Annotated in this window: 14 protein-coding genes and 2 pseudogenes; 15 read left to right on the forward strand and 1 reads right to left on the reverse strand. The window is 60.4% G+C overall.

The window, feature by feature from the left end:
• Nucleotides 1-2: 2 nt before the first annotated feature.
• The 15 genes and pseudogenes from tssC to AC1DIS_RS07860 all read left to right on the forward strand — a co-directional run.
• Nucleotides 3-1,496, forward strand: a complete 1,494-nt coding sequence (tssC, locus tag AC1DIS_RS07790; protein WP_018927417.1) for a type VI secretion system contractile sheath large subunit — start codon at nt 3-5, stop codon at nt 1,494-1,496.
• An 86-nt stretch (nt 1,497-1,582) separates the two neighbouring features.
• Complete coding sequence (locus AC1DIS_RS07795) at nt 1,583-2,071, forward strand: Hcp family type VI secretion system effector (RefSeq protein ID WP_018927416.1); 489 nt, start codon at nt 1,583-1,585, stop codon at nt 2,069-2,071.
• 82 nt (nt 2,072-2,153) lie between these two features.
• The gene (locus AC1DIS_RS07800) at nt 2,154-2,606 is read left to right on the forward strand and encodes a type VI secretion system amidase effector protein Tae4 (RefSeq protein ID WP_018927415.1); all 453 of its coding nucleotides are present in this window, start codon (nt 2,154-2,156) and stop codon (nt 2,604-2,606) included.
• Entirely contained in the window at nt 2,606-3,031 is a 426-nt protein-coding gene (locus AC1DIS_RS07805; RefSeq protein WP_019650056.1) for a hypothetical protein, read from the forward strand. Before AC1DIS_RS07800 ends, AC1DIS_RS07805 begins: the two co-directional genes overlap by 1 nt.
• A complete protein-coding gene (tssE, locus tag AC1DIS_RS07810; protein ID WP_018927413.1) occupies nt 3,025-3,537 on the forward strand; it encodes a type VI secretion system baseplate subunit TssE in 513 nt (170 codons plus the stop codon). The genes AC1DIS_RS07805 and tssE overlap by 7 nt, the downstream gene beginning before the upstream one ends.
• A complete protein-coding gene (gene tssF / locus AC1DIS_RS07815) occupies nt 3,534-5,393 on the forward strand; it encodes a type VI secretion system baseplate subunit TssF (protein ID WP_477780813.1) in 1,860 nt (619 codons plus the stop codon). The genes tssE and tssF overlap by 4 nt, the downstream gene beginning before the upstream one ends.
• Nucleotides 5,357-6,409 (forward strand): type VI secretion system baseplate subunit TssG, encoded by a 1,053-nt coding sequence (gene tssG, locus AC1DIS_RS07820; protein ID WP_086945203.1) that lies wholly within the window; start codon nt 5,357-5,359, stop codon nt 6,407-6,409. Before tssF ends, tssG begins: the two co-directional genes overlap by 37 nt.
• Complete coding sequence (tssH, locus tag AC1DIS_RS07825) at nt 6,402-9,080, forward strand: type VI secretion system ATPase TssH (protein WP_477748452.1); 2,679 nt, start codon at nt 6,402-6,404, stop codon at nt 9,078-9,080. The genes tssG and tssH overlap by 8 nt, the downstream gene beginning before the upstream one ends.
• Before the next feature lie 48 nt (nt 9,081-9,128).
• Nucleotides 9,129-11,066, forward strand: coding sequence for a type VI secretion system Vgr family protein (locus AC1DIS_RS07830; RefSeq protein ID WP_477748451.1), 1,938 nt, complete (start codon nt 9,129-9,131; stop codon nt 11,064-11,066).
• Between the two features lie 18 nt (nt 11,067-11,084).
• Nucleotides 11,085-11,519 carry a DcrB-related protein gene (locus AC1DIS_RS07835; protein ID WP_052967849.1) on the forward strand — a complete coding sequence of 145 codons (435 nt, stop codon included), beginning with the start codon at nt 11,085-11,087 and terminating at the stop codon, nt 11,517-11,519.
• 12 nt (nt 11,520-11,531) lie between these two features.
• Nucleotides 11,532-15,920, forward strand: coding sequence for an RHS repeat-associated core domain-containing protein (locus AC1DIS_RS07840; protein ID WP_477748450.1), 4,389 nt, complete (start codon nt 11,532-11,534; stop codon nt 15,918-15,920).
• 13 nt (nt 15,921-15,933) lie between these two features.
• The gene (locus AC1DIS_RS07845) at nt 15,934-16,596 is read left to right on the forward strand and encodes a hypothetical protein (RefSeq protein ID WP_477748449.1); all 663 of its coding nucleotides are present in this window, start codon (nt 15,934-15,936) and stop codon (nt 16,594-16,596) included.
• 95 nt (nt 16,597-16,691) lie between these two features.
• Nucleotides 16,692-18,275, forward strand: a pseudogene (locus AC1DIS_RS07850) (HNH endonuclease signature motif containing protein); the annotation flags it as partial.
• Between the two features lie 126 nt (nt 18,276-18,401).
• Nucleotides 18,402-18,875 (forward strand): SMI1/KNR4 family protein, encoded by a 474-nt coding sequence (locus tag AC1DIS_RS07855; protein ID WP_138866532.1) that lies wholly within the window; start codon nt 18,402-18,404, stop codon nt 18,873-18,875.
• Nucleotide 18,876: 1 nt separating this feature from the next.
• Nucleotides 18,877-18,990, forward strand: a pseudogene (locus AC1DIS_RS07860) (DUF6124 family protein); the annotation flags it as partial.
• Nucleotides 18,991-19,078: 88 nt separating this feature from the next.
• On the opposite strand, the gene AC1DIS_RS07865 reads toward AC1DIS_RS07860, so the two are convergent.
• Nucleotides 19,079-19,354, reverse strand: a complete 276-nt coding sequence (locus AC1DIS_RS07865; protein ID WP_003213368.1) for an HU family DNA-binding protein — start codon at nt 19,352-19,354, stop codon at nt 19,079-19,081.
• Between the last annotated feature and the right edge of the window lie 64 nt (nt 19,355-19,418).

Genomic DNA, 19,418 nt, shown 5'->3' on the forward strand with positions numbered 1-19,418 from the left:
TCATGACCGATCCAGTACGCGCAAGCGCCCAGACACTGGGCACCACCGAAGAAGCCAGCGAGTTCGCCTCCCTGCTGCTGCAAGAATTCAAACCCAAGACCGAACGCGCCCGTGAAGCCGTCGAGACCGCCGTGCGCACCCTGGCCGAACAGGCCCTGGCGCAGACCGACCTGGTGTCCAACGACGCCATCAAGTCGATCGAGTCGATCATCGCCGCCATCGACGCCAAGCTCACCGCCCAGGTCAACCAGGTCATCCATCACCCGGAGTTCCAGCAACTGGAAAGCGCCTGGCGTGGCTTGCACTACCTGGTCAACAACACCGAGAGCGACGAGCAGCTCAAGATCCGCGTGCTCAACATCTCCAAGACCGACCTGCACAAGACCCTGAAGAAATTCAAGGGCACCGCATGGGACCAGAGCCCGATCTTCAAAAAGATGTACGAAGAAGAATACGGCCAGTTCGGCGGCGAACCTTACGGCTGCCTGGTGGGCGATTACTACTTCGACCAGTCGCCGCCGGATGTCGAATTGCTGGGCGAACTGTCGAAAGTCTGCGCCGCCATGCACGCACCATTCATTGCCGCCGCATCGCCGACCGTGATGGGCATGGGCTCGTGGCAGGAACTGTCGAACCCGCGCGATCTGACCAAAATCTTCACCACCCCGGAATATGCCGGCTGGCGCTCGCTGCGTGAATCGGAAGACTCGCGTTACATCGGCCTGACCATGCCGCGCTTCCTGGCACGCCTGCCGTACGGTGCCAAGACCGACCCGGTGGAAGCCTTCGCCTTCGAAGAAAACACCGACGGCGCCGACAGCTCCAAGTACACCTGGGCCAACGCCGCTTACGCGATGGCGGTGAACATCAACCGCTCGTTCAAACACTTTGGCTGGTGCTCGCGCATTCGTGGCGTGGAGTCTGGTGGTGAAGTGGAGAACCTGCCGGCGCACACCTTCCCGACCGACGATGGTGGCGTGGACATGAAGTGCCCGACCGAAATCGCCATTTCGGACCGCCGTGAAGCGGAACTGGCGAAGAACGGTTTCATGCCGCTGCTGCACAAGAAAAACACCGACTTCGCCGCGTTCATCGGCGCCCAGTCGCTGCAAAAGCCGGCTGAGTACGACGACCCGGATGCTACCGCCAACGCCAACCTGGCCGCGCGCCTGCCCTACCTGTTCGCCACCTGCCGTTTCGCCCATTACTTGAAGTGCATCGTGCGCGACAAGATCGGCTCCTTCAAAGAGAAGGACGAAATGCAGCGCTGGTTGCAGGACTGGATCCTCAACTACGTCGACGGTGACCCAGCGCACTCCACCGAAACCACCAAGGCCCAGCACCCATTGGCGGCGGCCGAAGTGATTGTCGAAGAGGTGGAAGGCAACCCGGGGTATTACAACTCCCGGTTCTACCTGCGCCCGCACTATCAGCTCGAAGGTCTGACTGTGTCGCTGCGCCTGGTATCCAAGCTGCCTTCGGCCAAAGGCGCGTAACACCGCCCTTGATGTGATCGTTCCCACGCTCAGCGTGGGAACGATCAGAAAAACACAACGTGGTAGACACCACACAGGGAGAGAACATGGCTGTTGATATTTTCATCAAGATCGGCGACATCAAGGGCGAGTCCATGGACAAGGCCCACAAGGACGAAATCGACGTCTTGAACTGGAGCTGGGGCATGTCTCAGTCCGGCAATATGCACGTGGGCGGCGGCGGCGGAGCCGGCAAGGTGAACGTCCAGGACCTGTCGCTGACCAAGTACGTCGACAAGGCTACACCCAACCTGATGATGCACTGCGCCAGCGGCAAGCACATCGACAAGGTCAAGCTGACCGTGCGCAAGGCCGGCGGCGAAAGCCAGGTCGAGTACATGATCATCAACCTAGAAGAAGTGCTGATCAGTTCCCTGAGCACCGGCGGCTCGGGCAGCGATGATCGTCTGACTGAAAACGTCACCCTGAACTTCGCCAAGGTGCTGGTGGACTACCAGCCGCAAAAAGCCGACGGCACCAAGGAAGGCGGGCCGATCAAGTTCGGCTGGAACATCCGCCAGAACGTCAAGGTGTAATCGAACGTGCCCCCGTCGTTATGCGCCGGGGGCATTTTGGTGCTTGCTCGAATCCAATCCTTTCCCATCCGGTGTCTGAGTCATGGCCAAGCCTTCGTTTGTCAATTTGTGGAAAGCCTATTCCGACCTTCTGGTTACGTATCCTGACGCCAAGCCCTGTGAGGGCCCTTGGGAAAACCAGTGTGCTATCCGCATGAGCGCGACACTCAATGCAGAGCTGACCATCAAGGTCAACAAATCCACCTATACCGAACCCAAGTGTGCACATGAGCACGCCCGGGGTGCCGAGTCGCTGGCGAACTGGTTGTGGAAGCATCATCTGGGGCGGCCAACCATTCTGGGTAACAGCGCCGAGGAGCGTCGCACGTTGATGGGCAAGACCGGGCTTATCTTCTTCAAGGACTGTTTCCAGCAGTCAGGGGAGTCGGCGGACAATCGTACTGGCGATCATATTGATCTATGGAATCGGGGCCTGACCCAAACCGGCGACCTCTTTTACAGGTCCAGAGCTGTCTGGTTCTGGGAGCTCGCATAATGAAAAATCACCGGCTCGCCATGTGCCTGGCGATAAGCCTGACCAGCCTGAGCGCATGCGCCGAACATGCCCAGATGCCAACAACCCAGGCCGTCTTTGTTGGGCAGCAACTCAGCCTGATTGACGACCAGGGTCAATGCACGCTGGTCAAACCCGACCAGAGTCGCATGAAGCTGGACATGGAATGGCCTTGCAGCTTCAGCCTGAATAAACAACAGCAACTGCGCGTAGAAACGTTCAACAACATCCCGATATTTTCGGTCTGGCGCAGCGAGCACATGCCTGCGCCCAGCCGCGACTGCCTCAGCAAAATGCAGGCTATCCGCCAGATCCCGGGAGGGCTGGAGGCGGGAGCGGTCAACACGTTTGCGTCCTGCGGCACGGGAGGGGACCAAAAAATGTATGTAGCGCCATTTACGTGGTAACCGACATCGCCACCCGCGATCGCCTGCAACCGTCCCTGCTGGATCGGTTGACCGACGACGACCCAGGCAACCTCAAGGAAAGCGCCGACAAGCGCGTGCTGTCCCTGACCCAACTCAAAGCCTCGGTGCTGCGGGACCTGGCGTGGCTGCTCAACACCACGTCATTGCTCAGCGCCGATGCGACCCTGCACACACCGGCCGGCACTTCGGTGGTCAACTTCGGGCTGCCAGCCCTGGCCGGCAACAGTGCATCGAACGTCGATATCGCGGCGCTTGAAGCACTGATCCACCAGGCCATCGCCACGTTCGAGCCGCGAATTCTGCGCCATACCCTGCGCGTGCGGGCCCGGGCATCCGCCGAGATGAATCACAACGCCCTGAGTTTCGAGATCGAAGGCGATCTCTGGGCGCAGCCAGTGCCGCTGCGCCTGATGCTGCAAACCGACCTGGACCTGGAATCCGGCCATGTGCGAGTGGTCAACGCCGACCAGCGGAGACACTCATGAACCCGCGCCTGCTGGAACTGTACAACCAGGAACTGCACCACGTGCGCGAAAGCGCGGCGGAGTTCGCCCAGGAGTACCCGAAAATCGCCAGCCGGCTGACGTTGTCCGGCATGGACTGCGCCGATCCGTACGTCGAGCGCTTGCTGGAAGGGTTCGCCTACCTGACGGCGCGGGTACAGCTCAAGCTCGATGCCGAATACCCGACCTTCACCCACAACCTGCTGGAAATCGCGTACCCCCATTACCTGGCGCCAACACCGTCGATGACCGTGGTGCAATTTCAGGCAGACCCCGATGAAGGCTCACTGAGCAGCGGCTTCCCGTTGCCCCGGGATACGGTTCTGCGCGCAGCCCTGGGTCGCGAAAGCCAAACCTGCTGTGAGTACCGCACCGCCCATGCGGTGACGTTGTGGCCATTGCAGGTCAGCCAGGCCGAGTACTTCGGCAACCCGTCCGCCGTGCTCGGGCGCCTGGCCGCCAGTGCCCCCAAGGCCAAGGCTGGCCTGCGCCTGACCCTGCGCACCGGTGCCGAACTGCCTTTCAACAGTCTGGCCCTGGACAACCTGCCGTTGTACCTCAACGGCGCCGASGAACAACCCTTTCGCCTCTACGAACAGTTGCTGGGTAACGCCTGCGCCGTCTTCGCCCGTCAGCCCGGCGGCGATTGGGTAGAACGCCTGCCCCAGGATGCACTGCGCTCCGTGGGGTTCGACGATACCGACGCCGCGCTGCCCGTGGTGTCGCGAGCCTTCCAGGGCTATCGCCTGTTGCAGGAATACTTCGCCCTGCCCCGCCGCTTTCTGTTTGTCGACTTCACCGGGTTGAGCCGGGCGGTCAAACGCTGCCAGGGCCAGGAGCTGGAATTGATCGTGCTGTTCGACCGTCACGATCCGAGCCTGGAAGGCAGTGTCGGTGCCGCGCAGTTCCTGCCGTTCTGCACCCCGGCAATCAACTTGTTTCCCAAGCGCCTGGATCGCATCCACTTGTCGGAACGGGTGAATGAACACCATGTGATCGCCGACCGTACCCGGCCGATGGATTTCGAGATTCATTCCCTGACCGCCCTCACCGGCCATGGCACCGGGTCGGAACAGCCTTTTTTGCCGTTCTACGCCGTCCGCGATCCGTCTCGCTACGGCCGCGATCAGGCGTATTACACGGTGCGGCGCGAACCCCGCATGCTCTCCAGCGGCCAGCGGCGCAACGGCCCACGTTCGACTTACATCGGCAGCGAAACCTTCGTCAGTCTGGTGGACAGCCAGCAGGCGCCCTATCGTCACGACCTGCGCCAATTGGGCGTAACGGCGTTATGCACCAACCGCGACCTGCCCCTGTTCATGAGCGTGGGCAACAACAAGACCGACTTCACCCTGGCCGACAGCGCGCCGGTAGCGGCGGTACGCTGCGTGGCCGGCCCGAGCCGCCCACGCGCCAGCCATGCCCACGACGCCAAGGCCTGGCGGTTGATCAGCCAGCTTTCGCTCAATTACTTGTCCCTCAGCGAGCAAGGCCAGGGCGCCGCCGCCCTGCGCGAGCTGCTGCGCCTGTATGGCGACGACAACGATGCAGCCTTGCAATTGCAGATCGAAGGCCTGCGCGAAGTCAGCAGCAAGGCCTGCACCCGACGTTTGCCAATGCCGGGCCCGATCGCGTTTGGCCGCGGCCTGGAGATCACCCTGGAATTCGATGAGAACGCGTTTCGTGGCACGGGCGTCTTTTTGCTCGGTGCAGTGTTCGAGCGCTTCCTGGCACGTTACGTGTCGATCAACAGTTTTACCGAGACGGTGATCCGTACCACCGAGCGCGGCGAGATCATGCGATGGAAAGCCAAACCCGGACGTCGTCCGACCCTGTGAATACCCTGGACGCGATGCACCAGGAGCCCTGGGAATACGACTTCTTCCAGGCATTACGGCGCATCGAGTGCGAATCGCCTGAGCTTCCGCGCCTGGGTCATTCGTTGCGCCTGGCCGATGACCCCTTGCGCCTTGGGCAACAAGCCGATTGCACCTTCGCTCCGGCGACCCTGGCCTCGGTACAGCCGGGCATCGACGGTTCGCCGGCACGTCTGGAACAATTCTTTTTTGGCCTCGGCGGCCCCAACGGCCCGTTGCCGTTGCACCTCACCGAATATGTGCGTGAACGCCAGCGCAACAACGCCGACAGCACCAGCAAACGCTTTCTGGATGTATTCCACCATCGCCTGCTGAGCCTGTTTTACCGGGCCTGGGCCGAAGCGCGACCGACAGTCAGCCATGATCGCCCGGACGATGACTACTGGTCGGCACGTCTGGCAGCGCTGAGCGGTCGAGGCATGCCGAGCCTGCTCAAACAAGGCCTGATACCCGACACGGCGAAGCTGCATTACAGCGGTCATCTGTCGGCACAAACCCGCTATCCCGACGGTTTGAAGGCAATCATCAGCGAGTACTTCGGCCTGCCGGTGGAGATCGAAGAGTACGTCGGCCAATGGCTGGTGCTGCCGGAGCGCAGCCGCGTGGGCGTCAGCGCCCATCAATTGGGCGTGGATTTTTGCCTGGGCCGCTGCGTCTGGGATCGCCAGCACAAATTCCGCATTCGCCTGGGGCCGCTCAAGCTGGACGACTACATGAGCATGTTGCCCGGCAGCCCATCCTTCAATGAGCTGGTGGCCTGGGTGGCCGAATACCTGGGCCATGAACTGGACTGGGATCTGAACCTGGTTCTGAAACAGCCCGAAGTGCCGACGCTGCAACTCAATGGCCGCTTCCGCCTGGGGTTCAATACCTGGGTGGGCAAGCCCGCAAAAGATGCCAAGGACTTAATACTGGCCCGGCATTACGCCGAGCAAGCCAACACCTCACAGATCTCAAGGAGCCAAGAGCATGGGTGAAATCAGTCGCGCCGCGTTGTTCGGCAAACTCAACAGCGTGGCCTACAAAGCCATCGAAGCCGCCACCGTGTTCTGCAAGTTGCGCGGTAACCCTTATGTGGAACTGGCCCACTGGTTTCATCAGTTGCTGCAATTGCAGGATTCGGACCTGCACCGCCTCATCCGCCAGTTCAATATCGAGCCGGCGCGCCTGGCCCGGGACCTGACCGACGCCCTGGACCGTTTGCCACGAGGCTCGACGTCAATCACTGACTTGTCTTCCCATGTGGAAGAAGCCGTGGAGCGTGGCTGGGTCTACGGCAGCCTGATGTTCGGCGAAAGCCAGGTGCGTACCGGTTATCTGGTGCTGGGCATCCTCAAGACCCCAAGCCTGCGCCATGGATTACTGGGACTGTCGGCAGAGTTCGACAAGATCAAGGTCGAGGCCCTGAGCGAGCGTTTTGACGAGTACGTCGGCGACTCGCCGGAAAATGCACTCAGCGCCAGCGATGGTTTCAACGCCGGCAGCGTGCCCGGTGAAGCCAGTGGCGCCATGGCCCCAAGTGCCATGGGCAAGCAGGAAGCGCTCAAGCGTTTTACCGTCGACCTCACCGAACAAGCGCGCAGTGGCAAGCTTGACCCGATCGTCGGCCGTGACGAAGAGATCCGCCAATTGGTAGACATCCTCATGCGTCGTCGGCAGAACAACCCGATTCTGACCGGTGAAGCCGGCGTCGGTAAAACCGCCGTGGTCGAAGGTTTTGCCCTGCGCATCGTCGCCGGTGACGTGCCGCCGGCGCTCAAGGATGTGGAACTGCGCAGCCTGGACGTCGGCCTGTTGCAGGCCGGCGCGAGCATGAAAGGTGAATTCGAACAGCGCCTGCGCCAAGTCATCGAAGACGTCCAGGCCTCACCAAAACCGATCATCCTGTTTATCGACGAAGCCCACACCCTGGTAGGTGCCGGTGGCGCCGCCGGCACCGGGGACGCGGCCAACCTGCTCAAGCCGGCCCTGGCCCGGGGTACCCTGCGCACCGTGGCCGCCACGACCTGGGCCGAGTACAAAAAGCATATCGAAAAAGATCCGGCCCTGACCCGCCGCTTTCAGGTGGTGCAAGTCGCCGAACCGTCGGAAGACAAGGCGCTGCTGATGATGCGCGGCGTGGCCTCGACCATGGAAAAACACCATCAGGTGCAGATCCTCGACGAAGCCCTGGAAGCCTCGGTCAAACTGTCCCATCGCTACATCCCCGCGCGCCAGTTGCCGGACAAATCCGTGAGCCTGCTGGACACCGCCTGCGCCCGCGTTGCCATCAGCCTGCACGCCGTGCCGGCCGAAGTGGACGACAGCCGTCGGCGCATCGAGGCGTTGGAAACCGAGCTGCAGATCATCGCCCGCGAGCACGCCATCGGCATCGTCATCGGCGCCCGCCAAACCCAAAGTGAAAACCTGCTGAGTGCCGAACGCGAACGCCTCGCCGAGCTGGAAAGTCGCTGGGCCGAAGAGAAAACCCTGGTGGACGAATTGCTCGCCACCCGCGCCACCCTGCGTGAACGCGTCGGCGTGGTGGACAGCGAGGACGGCAGCGAGACCAGCCACGCCTTGCGCGAAAAACTGGTGGACCTGCAACAGCGTCTCAGCGCCCTGCAAGGGGAAACGCCGCTGATTCTGCCGACCGTGGATTACCAGGCCGTGGCCTCGGTGGTCGCCGACTGGACCGGGATTCCGGTGGGCCGCATGGCCCGTAACGAACTGGAAACCGTGCTCAACCTCGACCAGCACTTGAAGAAACGCATCATCGGCCAGGACCACGCCTTGCAGATGATCGCCAAACGCATCCAGACCTCCCGCGCCGGCCTCGACAACCCGAGCAAGCCGATCGGGGTATTCATGCTCGCCGGCACCTCCGGCGTGGGCAAGACCGAAACCGCCCTGGCCCTGGCCGAAGCCATGTACGGCGGCGAGCAGAACGTCATCACCATCAACATGAGCGAATTCCAGGAAGCCCACACGGTGTCCACCCTCAAGGGCGCGCCACCGGGCTACATCGGCTATGGCGAAGGCGGCGTGCTGACCGAAGCCGTGCGGCGCAAACCCTACAGCGTGGTGCTGCTGGACGAGGTGGAAAAGGCCCACCCGGACGTGCACGAGATCTTCTTCCAGGTCTTCGACAAAGGCGTGATGGAGGACGGCGAAGGCCGGGTGATCGACTTCAAGAACACCTTGATTCTGCTGACCACCAACGCTGGCACCGAACTGATTGCCCAGGTCTGCAAAGCCCCGCAAAACGTGCCGGAGCCCGAAGAAATCGCCAAGGCCCTGCGCCAACCGCTGCTGGAGATTTTCCCGCCGGCCTTGCTGGGCCGCCTGGTGACCATTCCGTATTACCCGCTCAGCGACGAGATGCTCAAGGCCATCACCCGCCTGCAACTCAACCGCATCAAGAAGCGCGTGGAGAACACCCATAAGGTGGCCTTCGATTACGACGACGCGGTGATCGACCTGATCGTCTCCCGTTGCACCGAAACCGAAAGCGGCGGGCGGATGATCGACACCATCCTGACCAACAGCCTGCTACCGGACATGAGCCGCGAATTCCTCACTCGCATGCTCGAAGGCAAAGCGCTGGCAGGCGTGCGGATCAGCGCCCGGGATAACGAATTGCACTACGACTTCAGTGACGCCGCCTAAGCGGTCCTCCTCAGTAGGAAGGAATCGAGCAGTGACAAGGGATAACTGATGCTATTCAAGCAACTCTCACGCCTGGCAAAGATCACCAGCCCCCTGGGGCCGGATGCGCTGTTGCTCAAGGACATGGGCGGAGACGAAGAATTGGGGCGGCTGTTCAGCTATGAGCTGCAGTTGCACTCGCTGGACAACGCCATCGACCTCAACCAGTTGCTCGGCAAACCCATGTGCCTGAGCCTGCAACTGGACGGCGGTGGCGAGCGTCATTTCCATGGCATCGTTGCCCGTTGCAGCCAGAACGTCGACCAGGGCCAGTTCGCCAGTTACCAGGCCACGCTGCGGCCCTGGCTATGGCTGTTGACCCGCACCTCCGATTGCCGGATTTTCCAGAACCTGACCATCCCGCAGATCATCAAGCAGGTGTTTCGCGACCTGGGTTTTTCCGATTTCGAAGATGCCCTGAGCCGGCCCTATCGCGAGTGGGAATACTGCGTGCAGTATCGCGAAACCAGCTTCGATTTCGTCAGCCGCCTAATGGAACAGGAAGGAATCTACTACTTCTTCCGCCATGAACAGGGTCGTCATGTGCTGGTGCTGGCCGATGCCTACGGCGCCCATGCCAACGTGCCCGGCTATGCCTCGGTGCCCTACTACCCCAAGAATGAACAGCAGCGCGAACGCGATCACATCTACGATTGGCACCTGGCCCAGCAAGTCCAGCCGGGCTCGCTGGAGCTCAACGACTATGACTTCCAGCGCCCTGGCGCGCGGATTGACGTTCGCTCGGCCATGCCCCGTCCGCACACCGCCGGCGATTATCCGCTGTATGACTACCCCGGCACCTATGTGCAAAGCGAAGACGGCGAACACTACGCACGTACCCGTATCGAAGCCTTGCAGACCCTGCACGAACAGGTCGAGCTGGCCGGCAACGCCCGAGGCCTGGGGTCGGGTCATTTGTTCAGCCTCACCGGCTTCAGCCGCCAGGACCAGAACCGCGAATACCTGATCGTCGGCGCCCGCTACCACATTGACCAGGAAAGCCTGGAAACCAGCGGTGGCGTGGCTTCGGCGCAGTTCGAAAGCAGCCTGACCTGCATCGACGCACAACAAAGCTATCGCCCGCTGCCCAACACCCACCGCCCAATCGTCAAAGGCCCGCAGACCGCACTGGTGGTGGGCCCCAAGGGCGAGGAAATCTGGACCGACCAGTTCGGCCGGGTGAAGGTGCACTTCTACTGGGACCGTCACGACCAATCCAACGAAAACAGTTCATGCTGGATTCGCGTGTCGCAATCCTGGGCCGGAAAAAACTGGGGCTCGATGCAGATCCCACGAATCGGCCAGGAAGTCATCGTCAGCTTCCTCGAAGGCGACCCGGATCGGCCGATCATCACCGGCCGCGTCTACAACGCCGAACAGACCGTGCCCTACGACTTGCCGGAAAACGCTACCCAGAGCGGCATGAAAAGCCGTTCGAGCAAGGGCGGCTCGCCGGCCAATTTCAACGAAATCCGCATGGAAGACAAAAAAGGCGCCGAGCAGTTGTACATCCATGCCGAGCGCAATCAGGACATCGTGGTCGAGGTGGATGAAAGCCACTCGGTGGGCCACGACCGCAACAAAAGCATCGGGCATAACGAGACGGTGACCATCGGCAACAACCGCCTGCGCATCGTCAAGCAGGAAGACATTCTGTCGGTGGGCCAGCGCAAGACCGACAGCATCAGCCAGAGCTACGTCATCGAAGTGGGCGAAAACCTGCGGCTGGTGTGCGGCGAAAGCATCCTGGAGCTCAATGCCAGCGGCCAGATCAACCTGACCGGCGTGCAAATCAGCTTCTATGCCAGCGGTGACGCCGAGATCAACACCGGCGGCGTGCTGCACCTGAACAACGGCGGCGGCCCTGGCGCCACGCCTGACGGCCAGGGCGTCAAGGCCAGCATCGACGCCAATATCAATGCCGCATTCCCCAAGCCCAAGGGCTAACCACGAGATTCAAGCGCCATGACTTACCGCATCAATGAGTTCCAGTTCCAGCTGCCGGCAGGCGAGCTGCAAGACGCGACGATCAACATCCTCAAGTTCCCCGAACTGGGCACCTCGCTGATTGTCAGCCGCAGCTTGCTGGCCGAGGGCGAAACCCTGCAAAGCAACTTCGACGACCAGCTCAAGCGCCTGGAAAAACAAGTGCAGGACTTGCGTTTTCAGCCGGGCGTCGCCGTGCGCCTGGGCGCCAGCCAGGAGGTCGAAGGCATCGAGTTGCGCAGCCAGTTCAACAAGGGCAACGACAAAGTTTTCCAGTATCAATTGGCGCTGGTATTGCCCGGCACCCGTAAAATGCTCGCCCTGAGCTACGTGAAGGCGGAAAAACTCGGCGATGCCGAAGCCGCGCATTGGGCAACCATCAAGAGTTCGCTGTTGTTCGACGTTCCGGCCTGATGAGCACCCTGCATGTCTGACGCACTCTGGGCCGCCCGGCTGGGCGATGCACTCGACCACACCTCGATGATGGCCGACATTCTTGGCGGCGTGCTGGAGGTGGCAGCGAACATCGCGATCACCGCGGTGGCGACGGCTGCCGTGGTGGCGGCCACGGGCATCACTGTCGCCACCGGCGGCCTCGGCTGCTTCCTGCTCGGCGCGGTGGTGGGCACCATCGTCGGCCTCGCCATGAGCAAGACCGGGGCCGACAAGGGCTTGAGCAACCTGTGCGAGAGCTTCAGCAATGCGCTGTTTCCGCCCACGGTGCAGGCGACGATTCTCACCGGTTCCACCAACACCCTGACCAACAACATGCCCGCCGCCCGGGCCGCCGGGGCGATTCCGTCCCATGTTGCGCCGGCCGGCACCGAGCTGGAGGCACCCGAGCCCGAAGCCGAGCCCAGCTATCTGGACATCGCCGAGAGCTTCTTCTCGCAGATGTGGCGCCCCACCGTCGCCACCCCGGCGCCCGGCGCAGTGCCCAAGCCGCTGGATCTGGTCACCTGCATGAAGCATCCGCCGATGCCGCCGCAGTTTCTGGCCGAGGGCTCGGACAAAGTCACCATCAACGGCCAGCCCGCCGTGCGCAGCGGCGACCGCACCACCTGCGACGCCAAGGTCGTATCGTCCGGGCTGATCTCATCGAACGTGACCATTGGTGGCGGTTCGGTGGTAGTACGTGAGATCCGCAGCGGCAAGACCCCGGGCGTGGGGCTGGCGGTCACCGCGTTGCTGATGCTCAAGGGCGGCAAGGGCAAGTTCTTCAGCAAATTGCCGTGCATGCTGATCGGCGGCGCGACGTCGATGGCTGTCAGCAGCGCCATGGGCGCCATGGCCAACGCCGCCATGGGTTCGTCGAACCCGGTGCATGCCGCCACCGGGGCCAAGGTGCTAGGTGGGGACGAAGAGCTGGATTTCGTGCTGCCGGGCATCTTGCCGATCGATTGGCAGCGCTTCTACAACAGCCGTGACGAACGCCGCGACGGGCTGTTCGGCGCCGGTTGGAGCGTGTCCTACGAGGTGTGTGTTGAAATCCTGCCTCACCCGGAGGGTGGAGAAACGCTGGTCTACACCGATGAGCAGGGCCGGCGCATCGATATGGGCTCGATTCCTCTGGGCGGCGCGGTGTTCAGTGCGGGTGAAGGGCTGAGTGTTCGGCGGCACGTTAATGGACAACTGTTGATCGAAAGCGATGACGGCATGTACCGCTTGTTCAATCCGACGCCGGGCAATACAGCACTGCTGCGCCTTGATCAATTGGGCGACCGCAATGACAACCGTATCCACCTCGACTATGACGAAACCGGACGGTTGGCGCGCCTGCGGGATACTTTCGATCTGGTGCAGGTCGAGCTGATTCAAGAAGGCGGTCGTGTGGCTCGGGTGGAACGTCTGTACCCCGATCAACACCGCGAAATACTCGTCAGCTACGGTTACGACGCAATGGGCAATCTGGCCGAAGTGCGCGATGCCATCGGCCAGGTACAACGGCGCTTCGCCTACGACGCCGGGCGGCGGATGGTCGAGCATCAGTTGCCCACGGGGCTGCGTTGTTTCTATGAATGGGCGTTGGTTGAAGACCTTGAATGGCGCGTGGTCGGGCACTGGACCGACGAAGGCGACACTTACCAGTTCGACTATGACCTGAAGGCCGGTGTCACACGCATCACCGACGGCTCACAGCGCATCAGCACACGACGCTGGAACACCCAGCACCAGATCACCGAATACACCGACAACCTCGGCCAGACCTGGCAGTTCGAGTGGAACGACGAACGCCAATTGCTCAGCGCGACCGACCCGCTGGGCGGACGCTACGAATACAGCTACGACGACGCCGGCAACCTGATCGGAGAAACCGACCCGCTGGGCCGCAGTGACTCGACCTTATGGCTCGAACACTGGGCCTTGCCGCTGGTGGAAACCGATACCGCGGGCAACAGTTGGCAATATCGCTACGATCAGCGCGGCAACTGCATCGCCGAAACCGATCCGCTGGGCCATGTAACGCGGTACCGCTACGACACCCAGGGCCAGGTCGTCGAGATCATCGACGCCACCGGCAAAAGCAAAAGGCTGCGCTGGAACCCGTTCGGCCAACTGGTCGAACACATCGATTGCTCGGGTTATCCGACGCGGTTCAGCTATGACAACCGGGGCTATCTGCAAACGATCACCGATGCCCTCGGCGAACGCACCCAATTCAGTTACGACGCCCAGGGACGGTTGCTCAGCAGCCAATTGCCGGACGGCCGCACCGAGCAGTATCAGCGCGACGTCAGTGGCCAGTTGACCGGTTATACCGACCCCGCCGGGCACACCACCCTGTATCAACACAACCGCCGCGGCCAGGTGCGTCAGCGTACCGACGCCCATGGCCGGCAGGTGCAGTTCGGATATGACCGCTATGGGCGGCTGCAAGCGCTGACCAATGAGAATGGCGAAAGTTATCGCTTCGCCTGGGATGCAGGGGATCGGCTGACCGAACAGCAGGATCTGGATGGCAGTGCCAAGCGCTACACCTATGACCTGCTGGATAACGTCGCGGCGGTCACGGCTGTGCCGGCGCCTTACGGCAACGGCCTGGCCGTCGTCCCCGAGTCGCCCCCCGCTCCCATCGTTCACCGACTGGAACGCGACGCCGTCGGCCGGCTGATCGCCAAAGTCACCGACGATGGCCGCACCGACTACACCTACGACTCACTGGACCAGCTCACCGCCGTCACCTTCACCGACCACCAGGGCCACGCACAAACCCTGAGCTTCGCCTACGATGCCCTCGGTCAATTGCTCGAAGAACAAAGCGCGGCCGGCAACCTGCACTACCACTACGACGAACTCGGCAATCTGATCCAGACCCAACTGCCCGACGGCCGCTGGCTCAATCGCCTGTACTACGGCAGCGGCCACCTGCACCAGATCAACCTCGACGGCCAGGTCATCAGCGACTTCGAACGCGACCGCCTGCACCGCGAAGTGCTGCGCACCCAGGGCCAGATCAGCACCCGCAGCGAATATGACCGTAGCGGCCGCTTACGCTCACGCCAACGCCGACACACCAGCCAGCCATCGCTGATGCCGGCGGCCGTGCAAAAGCACTTCGAGTACGACCCCGCTGACAACCTGATCGGCAAACTCGACCAGCAACCCGCCGCGCAACACCGCCAACTGCTGCACTACGATGCCACCGGCCGCATCATCGCCAGCCAGGACAGCCTGCACGGCCAGCGCGAAACCTTCGCCTACGACGCCGCCGCCAACCTGCTGGACGGCCCACAACCCGGCGCCGGGCTGGTGGTGCACAACAAACTGCTGACCTATCAGGACAAGCGTTATCGCTATGACGCGTTTGGCCGGATGATCGAAAAACGCAGCGCTAAAAGGGGCCTGCAGCGCTTCGGTTACGACGCCGAGAGTCGCTTGATTGAAGTGCGCAGCCAGAAAGGCGAGCGGGAAACGGTCGTGAAAATGACCTATGACCCACTGGGCCGACGCATCGCTAAAACCGAACATGACAGTCACGGCTATCCCTTGGGAGAAACTCGTTTCGACTGGGAAGGCTTACACCTGTTGCAAGAGCATCGGCATAGCCAGACCAGCCTGTATATCTATGAAGAAGATAGCTATGCGCCGCTGGCTCGCGTTGATGGGACAGGCGAACACCAGAGCGTGCGGTATTACCACAACGACCTGAATGGGCTGCCGGAACAACTGACCGAAGTCGACGGGCATACGGTGTGGCAGACACGGTATCAGGTGTGGGGTAACACAGTTGAAGAGGTGCGTGAACCGTACTTCATCGAAGAGCAGAATTTGCGGTTCCAAGGACAGTATCTGGATCGGGAGATCGGGCTGCACTACAACACGTTTCGGTTTTATGATCCGGATGTGGGGCGGTTTACTACGCCGGATCCGATTGGGCTCGCGGGGGGATACAATCTCTACCAGTACGCTCCCAACTCCACCGGGTGGATTGACCCACTTGGACTGCTAAAAGAAGGTGAGGTGGCCGGTTACGGTGCCAAAGCCCACAAGAATGATGGGCTGGAAGCACACGAGATTGTTCGTAATAAGTTTCTGGAAGAGAAAGGTATTGCAAAGGGCCGGCGCTATAAAGGTAACCCTTCCATTGCGCTATCGCCCGAACATCACGACATGGTGCATGCCGAGGAAAATCGTTTGCGCCGTGCTCGCGGGCTGGGACCTAATCAAATGCTCAAGCGCGGGAAGCTGGAAATTCGCCTCATGTCCCAAGCTATTCACAACTCATTGGTCAGAACCGGCATCATCACCCAACAACAGGCACGAACAGCAAGGCGTTTTTCCACATCATTCGCCAAAAGAAAAGGCTGCTTCTAAAGGATCACGGACTATGGGCATCAATCAAATCATCCTCTCCGAAAAAGACCATAACCTTGGACAAATAGGCGGGGGCGCTCGACTCACCGATATTGATCTGTGGCCAAAGGATCCAACCAAGGGTCATTTGATGCTACCAGTGCTTATGATGACATCGGATTTCCTCAGCACTTCTTTTATACCGTCGGGTATGGCTCTGACAGTATTCGTTTCCGTGGAGCGTGAAGGCGATACGTACAAACGGTCATCGTTACGCCAATTGACTGTCCACCAACAGAGCGAGATGGAAAAGCTGGCACAGGGACATAGTAAAGTTCTGCTTCATACGCTGGCGCCTTTCGAGCTTATGCCACCGACCCTGGAAGATCCGATTCCGCGAAGCTACATTGCCCAGCAACCCCTCACGGACGAACAAATGACCGAAGAGCTGGAGGATCCGGACTGCGGCGCCAGTATCAGCAAAATATTAGGTCGCCCTGGCTGGTTGCAAGATCCGTTGTATGAAAGCCCTCGCTATTATTTTCTAGCCCAGATATTGGACGCCGATATCGCAAAAATCAGTTCTCGCCACGAAGGATTGTTCGGCGGTGGCATCGGCTACGTTTTTGCCGACAACCGGGCGAAAAAGATGAAGGAAGGCGACGAAGCTGGATATTTCCTCGTTCAATTTACCTGAGTTGTGCTCGTCATCGATCTCACCAGCGCCGTCTTTTTCAAAGGTATCGATCAGCCGGTTACGACGGCTGCGCCGCCGATAGGGAGCAAACTTGCTACGATCAGCGAGGCAACTGCATCGCCGAAACCGATCCGCAGGGCCACATCACCCGCTACCGCTACGACACCCAAGGCCAGGTCGTCGAGATCATCGACGCCACCGGCAAAAGCAAAAGACTGCGCTGGAACCCGTTCGGCCAACTGGTCGAACACATCGATTGTTCGGGTTATCCGACGCGGTTCAACTACGACAACCGGGGCTATCTGCAAACGATCACCGATGCCCTCGGCGAACGCACCCAATTCAGTTACGACGCCCAGGTCATCAGCGACTTCGAACGCGACCGCCTGCACCGCGAAGTGCTGCGCACCCAGGGCCAGATCAGCACTCGTAGCGAATACGACCGCAGCGGGCGTTTACGCTCACGCCAACGCCGTCACAGCAGTCAGCCATCGCTGATGCCGGCAGCGGTACAAAAGCACTTCGAGTACGACCCCGCCGACAACCTGATCGGCAAACTCGACCAGCAACCCGCCGCACAACACCGCCAACTGCTGCACTACGACGCCACTGGCCGCATCATCGCCAGCCAGGACAGCCTGCACGGCCAGCGCGAAACCTTCGCCTACGACGCCGCCGCCAACCTGCTGGACGGCCCACAACCCGGCGCCGGGCTGGTGGTTCACAACAAACTGCTGACCTATCAGGACAAGCGTTATCGCTATGACGCGTTTGGCCGGATGATCGAAAAACGTAGCGCTCAACGGGGCTTGCAACGCTTCGGTTACGACGCCGAAAGCCGGTTGATCGAAGTGCGCAACGCAAACGGCAGCGTGGTCAGGATGACCTACGACCCGCTGGGCCGGCGCATCGAAAAAACCGTACACGACACCAACGGCTACCCTCTCGGCGAAACCCGCTTCACCTGGGACGGCCTGCGCCTGTTGCAGGAACATCGCCATCAACAGACCAGCCTCTACCTCTACGAAGACGAAGGTTACGAGCCCCTGGCCCGCGTCGACGGCACCGGCCCACTGCAAAAAATCCGCTACTACCACAACGACCTCAACGGCCTGCCGGAACAGCTCACCGAGGCGGACGGCCACAACGTCTGGCAGGCGAGTTATCGGGTGTGGGGCAACACGTTAGAAGAGGTGCGCGAGCCGTATTACATTGAGGAGCAGAACCTGCGGTTTCAGGGGCAGTACCTGGACCGGGAGACGGGGCTGCATTTCAATACGTTCAGGTTTTATGATCCGGATGTGGGGCGGTTTACGACGCCGGATCCGATTGGGTTGGAAGGTGGGCTCAATCTTTACCAATACGCTCCGAACCCTATCGGTTGGGCGGATCCATGGGGCTGGGCGTATGCCGGGGTAGATTTCACGGGAAGCAGTGATTTGTATCCGATTAAAGGCGCACAAAAAAATATCGTGACTATCAAGATGCAAGGCTCCAGGTCGCGTGACTTTACTCAAGCCTATAAAGAAGCCGGTATTCCAAGGAGTGCCAAGAAGGACTATACCTGGCACCACGTTGATGACTTCGACCCTAAAACGGGTAACACAACGATGCAGCTTGTCAGGAAATCTGCCCACGAAGCCACCTATCCCCATGGCGGCTCAGTTGCGCAATATGAGAAACATTTCAAAGTTAATTACGACAGCAGCGAATCAGTCCTAGCAGCGTCTAAGAAAGGCTGGCTCGCCAACAAGATTCCCAACACCAAAGTCAAACCTGGGCGCTGCTCATGATTGGAGATTTCAATGCTTGAAAACAAATTCTCAGATTACGAAAAGGCCATTACCCCAGCGAATCTGGACCAGCTGGAGTCCGTCATCGGCAAGAAGCTACCGGCTCCCTTTCGAAACCATTACCTCAAGTACAACGGCGGCATGCCGGAACGAGCTTATTGGGTCAGCGAAGACTTTTTCGACCCCATCGAAGTCGCCTCTTTCAGGCCGATTACCTATGGTGAACCCACGCTGCTGTCCACCTATCAGTTGATGCTGAAGAAACAAGTTCTTCCTGCACATCTCCTTCCTTTCGCAGACGACCTGGGCGGCAATTTCTTTTGCTTGAACCTTGATTCGGGAGCCATCAGTTATTTCACGACTGACACGTTTGATAGTGACCTTAGCCCGGAAGAGAACCAGGCTGAATCCGAGAAGCCTATTTGCTCGAACTTCCTCCGTTTCGTTCAAGGACTGATCGATGAGGAAGATTTGGACGAGGAATGAGGCGCTCAGCCGCCTGGCCGACGGGGTGCATTTGTTGGTGGAGCGCGCGCTGGATCACCTGAATGAGCCGGAAATAGCAGCGATTCTCGCCAGGAAACAAAGCCGAGTCGGCTGATCCGCCAGACAGAAAAAATGGGCACCCAACCTCGTTGGCGTGCCCATTTTTTATCCCGCTCGCCCGCTGTGCGGGAAGTCGGTGCGTGTTACGGATTAACGCTGTCTTTCAACGACTTGCCTGGCTTGAACGCAACAGTGTTGCTGGCCTTGATTTTTACCGGCTCACCGGTTTGCGGGTTTTTGCCGGTGCGGGCACCGCGATGGCGTTGCAGGAAGGTGCCGAAGCCCACCAGCGTGACGCTATCCTTGCGATGCAGAGCGCCGGTGATTTCTTCGAGAACGGCGTTGAGAACGCGATTGGCCTGTTCTTTGGTGAGATCTGCTTTTTCCGCGATGGCAGCGGCGAGTTCTGGTTTACGCATGAGTGAAGCCCCTTTGACGGTTTTTTGTTGTTATGTCCGTGCTGTTCTCGTTGGAACAGCGCCC

The organism is Pseudomonas sp. 05N433 (genome assembly GCF_056396925.1).

Coding starts and splice junctions, on each gene's coding strand:
- AC1DIS_RS07830 (WP_477748451.1), top strand. CDS start 9,129: ATGCTATTCAAGCAACTCTCACGCCTGGCAAAGATCACCAGCCCCCTG.
- AC1DIS_RS07845 (WP_477748449.1), top strand. CDS start 15,934: ATGGGCATCAATCAAATCATCCTCTCCGAAAAAGACCATAACCTTGGA.
- AC1DIS_RS07795 (WP_018927416.1), top strand. CDS start 1,583: ATGGCTGTTGATATTTTCATCAAGATCGGCGACATCAAGGGCGAGTCC.
- tssH (WP_477748452.1), top strand. CDS start 6,402: ATGGGTGAAATCAGTCGCGCCGCGTTGTTCGGCAAACTCAACAGCGTG.
- AC1DIS_RS07840 (WP_477748450.1), top strand. CDS start 11,532: ATGTCTGACGCACTCTGGGCCGCCCGGCTGGGCGATGCACTCGACCAC.
- AC1DIS_RS07855 (WP_138866532.1), top strand. CDS start 18,402: ATGCTTGAAAACAAATTCTCAGATTACGAAAAGGCCATTACCCCAGCG.
- AC1DIS_RS07805 (WP_019650056.1), top strand. CDS start 2,606: ATGAAAAATCACCGGCTCGCCATGTGCCTGGCGATAAGCCTGACCAGC.
- tssC (WP_018927417.1), top strand. CDS start 3: ATGACCGATCCAGTACGCGCAAGCGCCCAGACACTGGGCACCACCGAA.
- AC1DIS_RS07800 (WP_018927415.1), top strand. CDS start 2,154: ATGGCCAAGCCTTCGTTTGTCAATTTGTGGAAAGCCTATTCCGACCTT.
- tssG (WP_086945203.1), top strand. CDS start 5,357: ATGGAAAGCCAAACCCGGACGTCGTCCGACCCTGTGAATACCCTGGAC.
- AC1DIS_RS07835 (WP_052967849.1), top strand. CDS start 11,085: ATGACTTACCGCATCAATGAGTTCCAGTTCCAGCTGCCGGCAGGCGAG.
- AC1DIS_RS07865 (WP_003213368.1), bottom strand. CDS start 19,354: ATGCGTAAACCAGAACTCGCCGCTGCCATCGCGGAAAAAGCAGATCTC.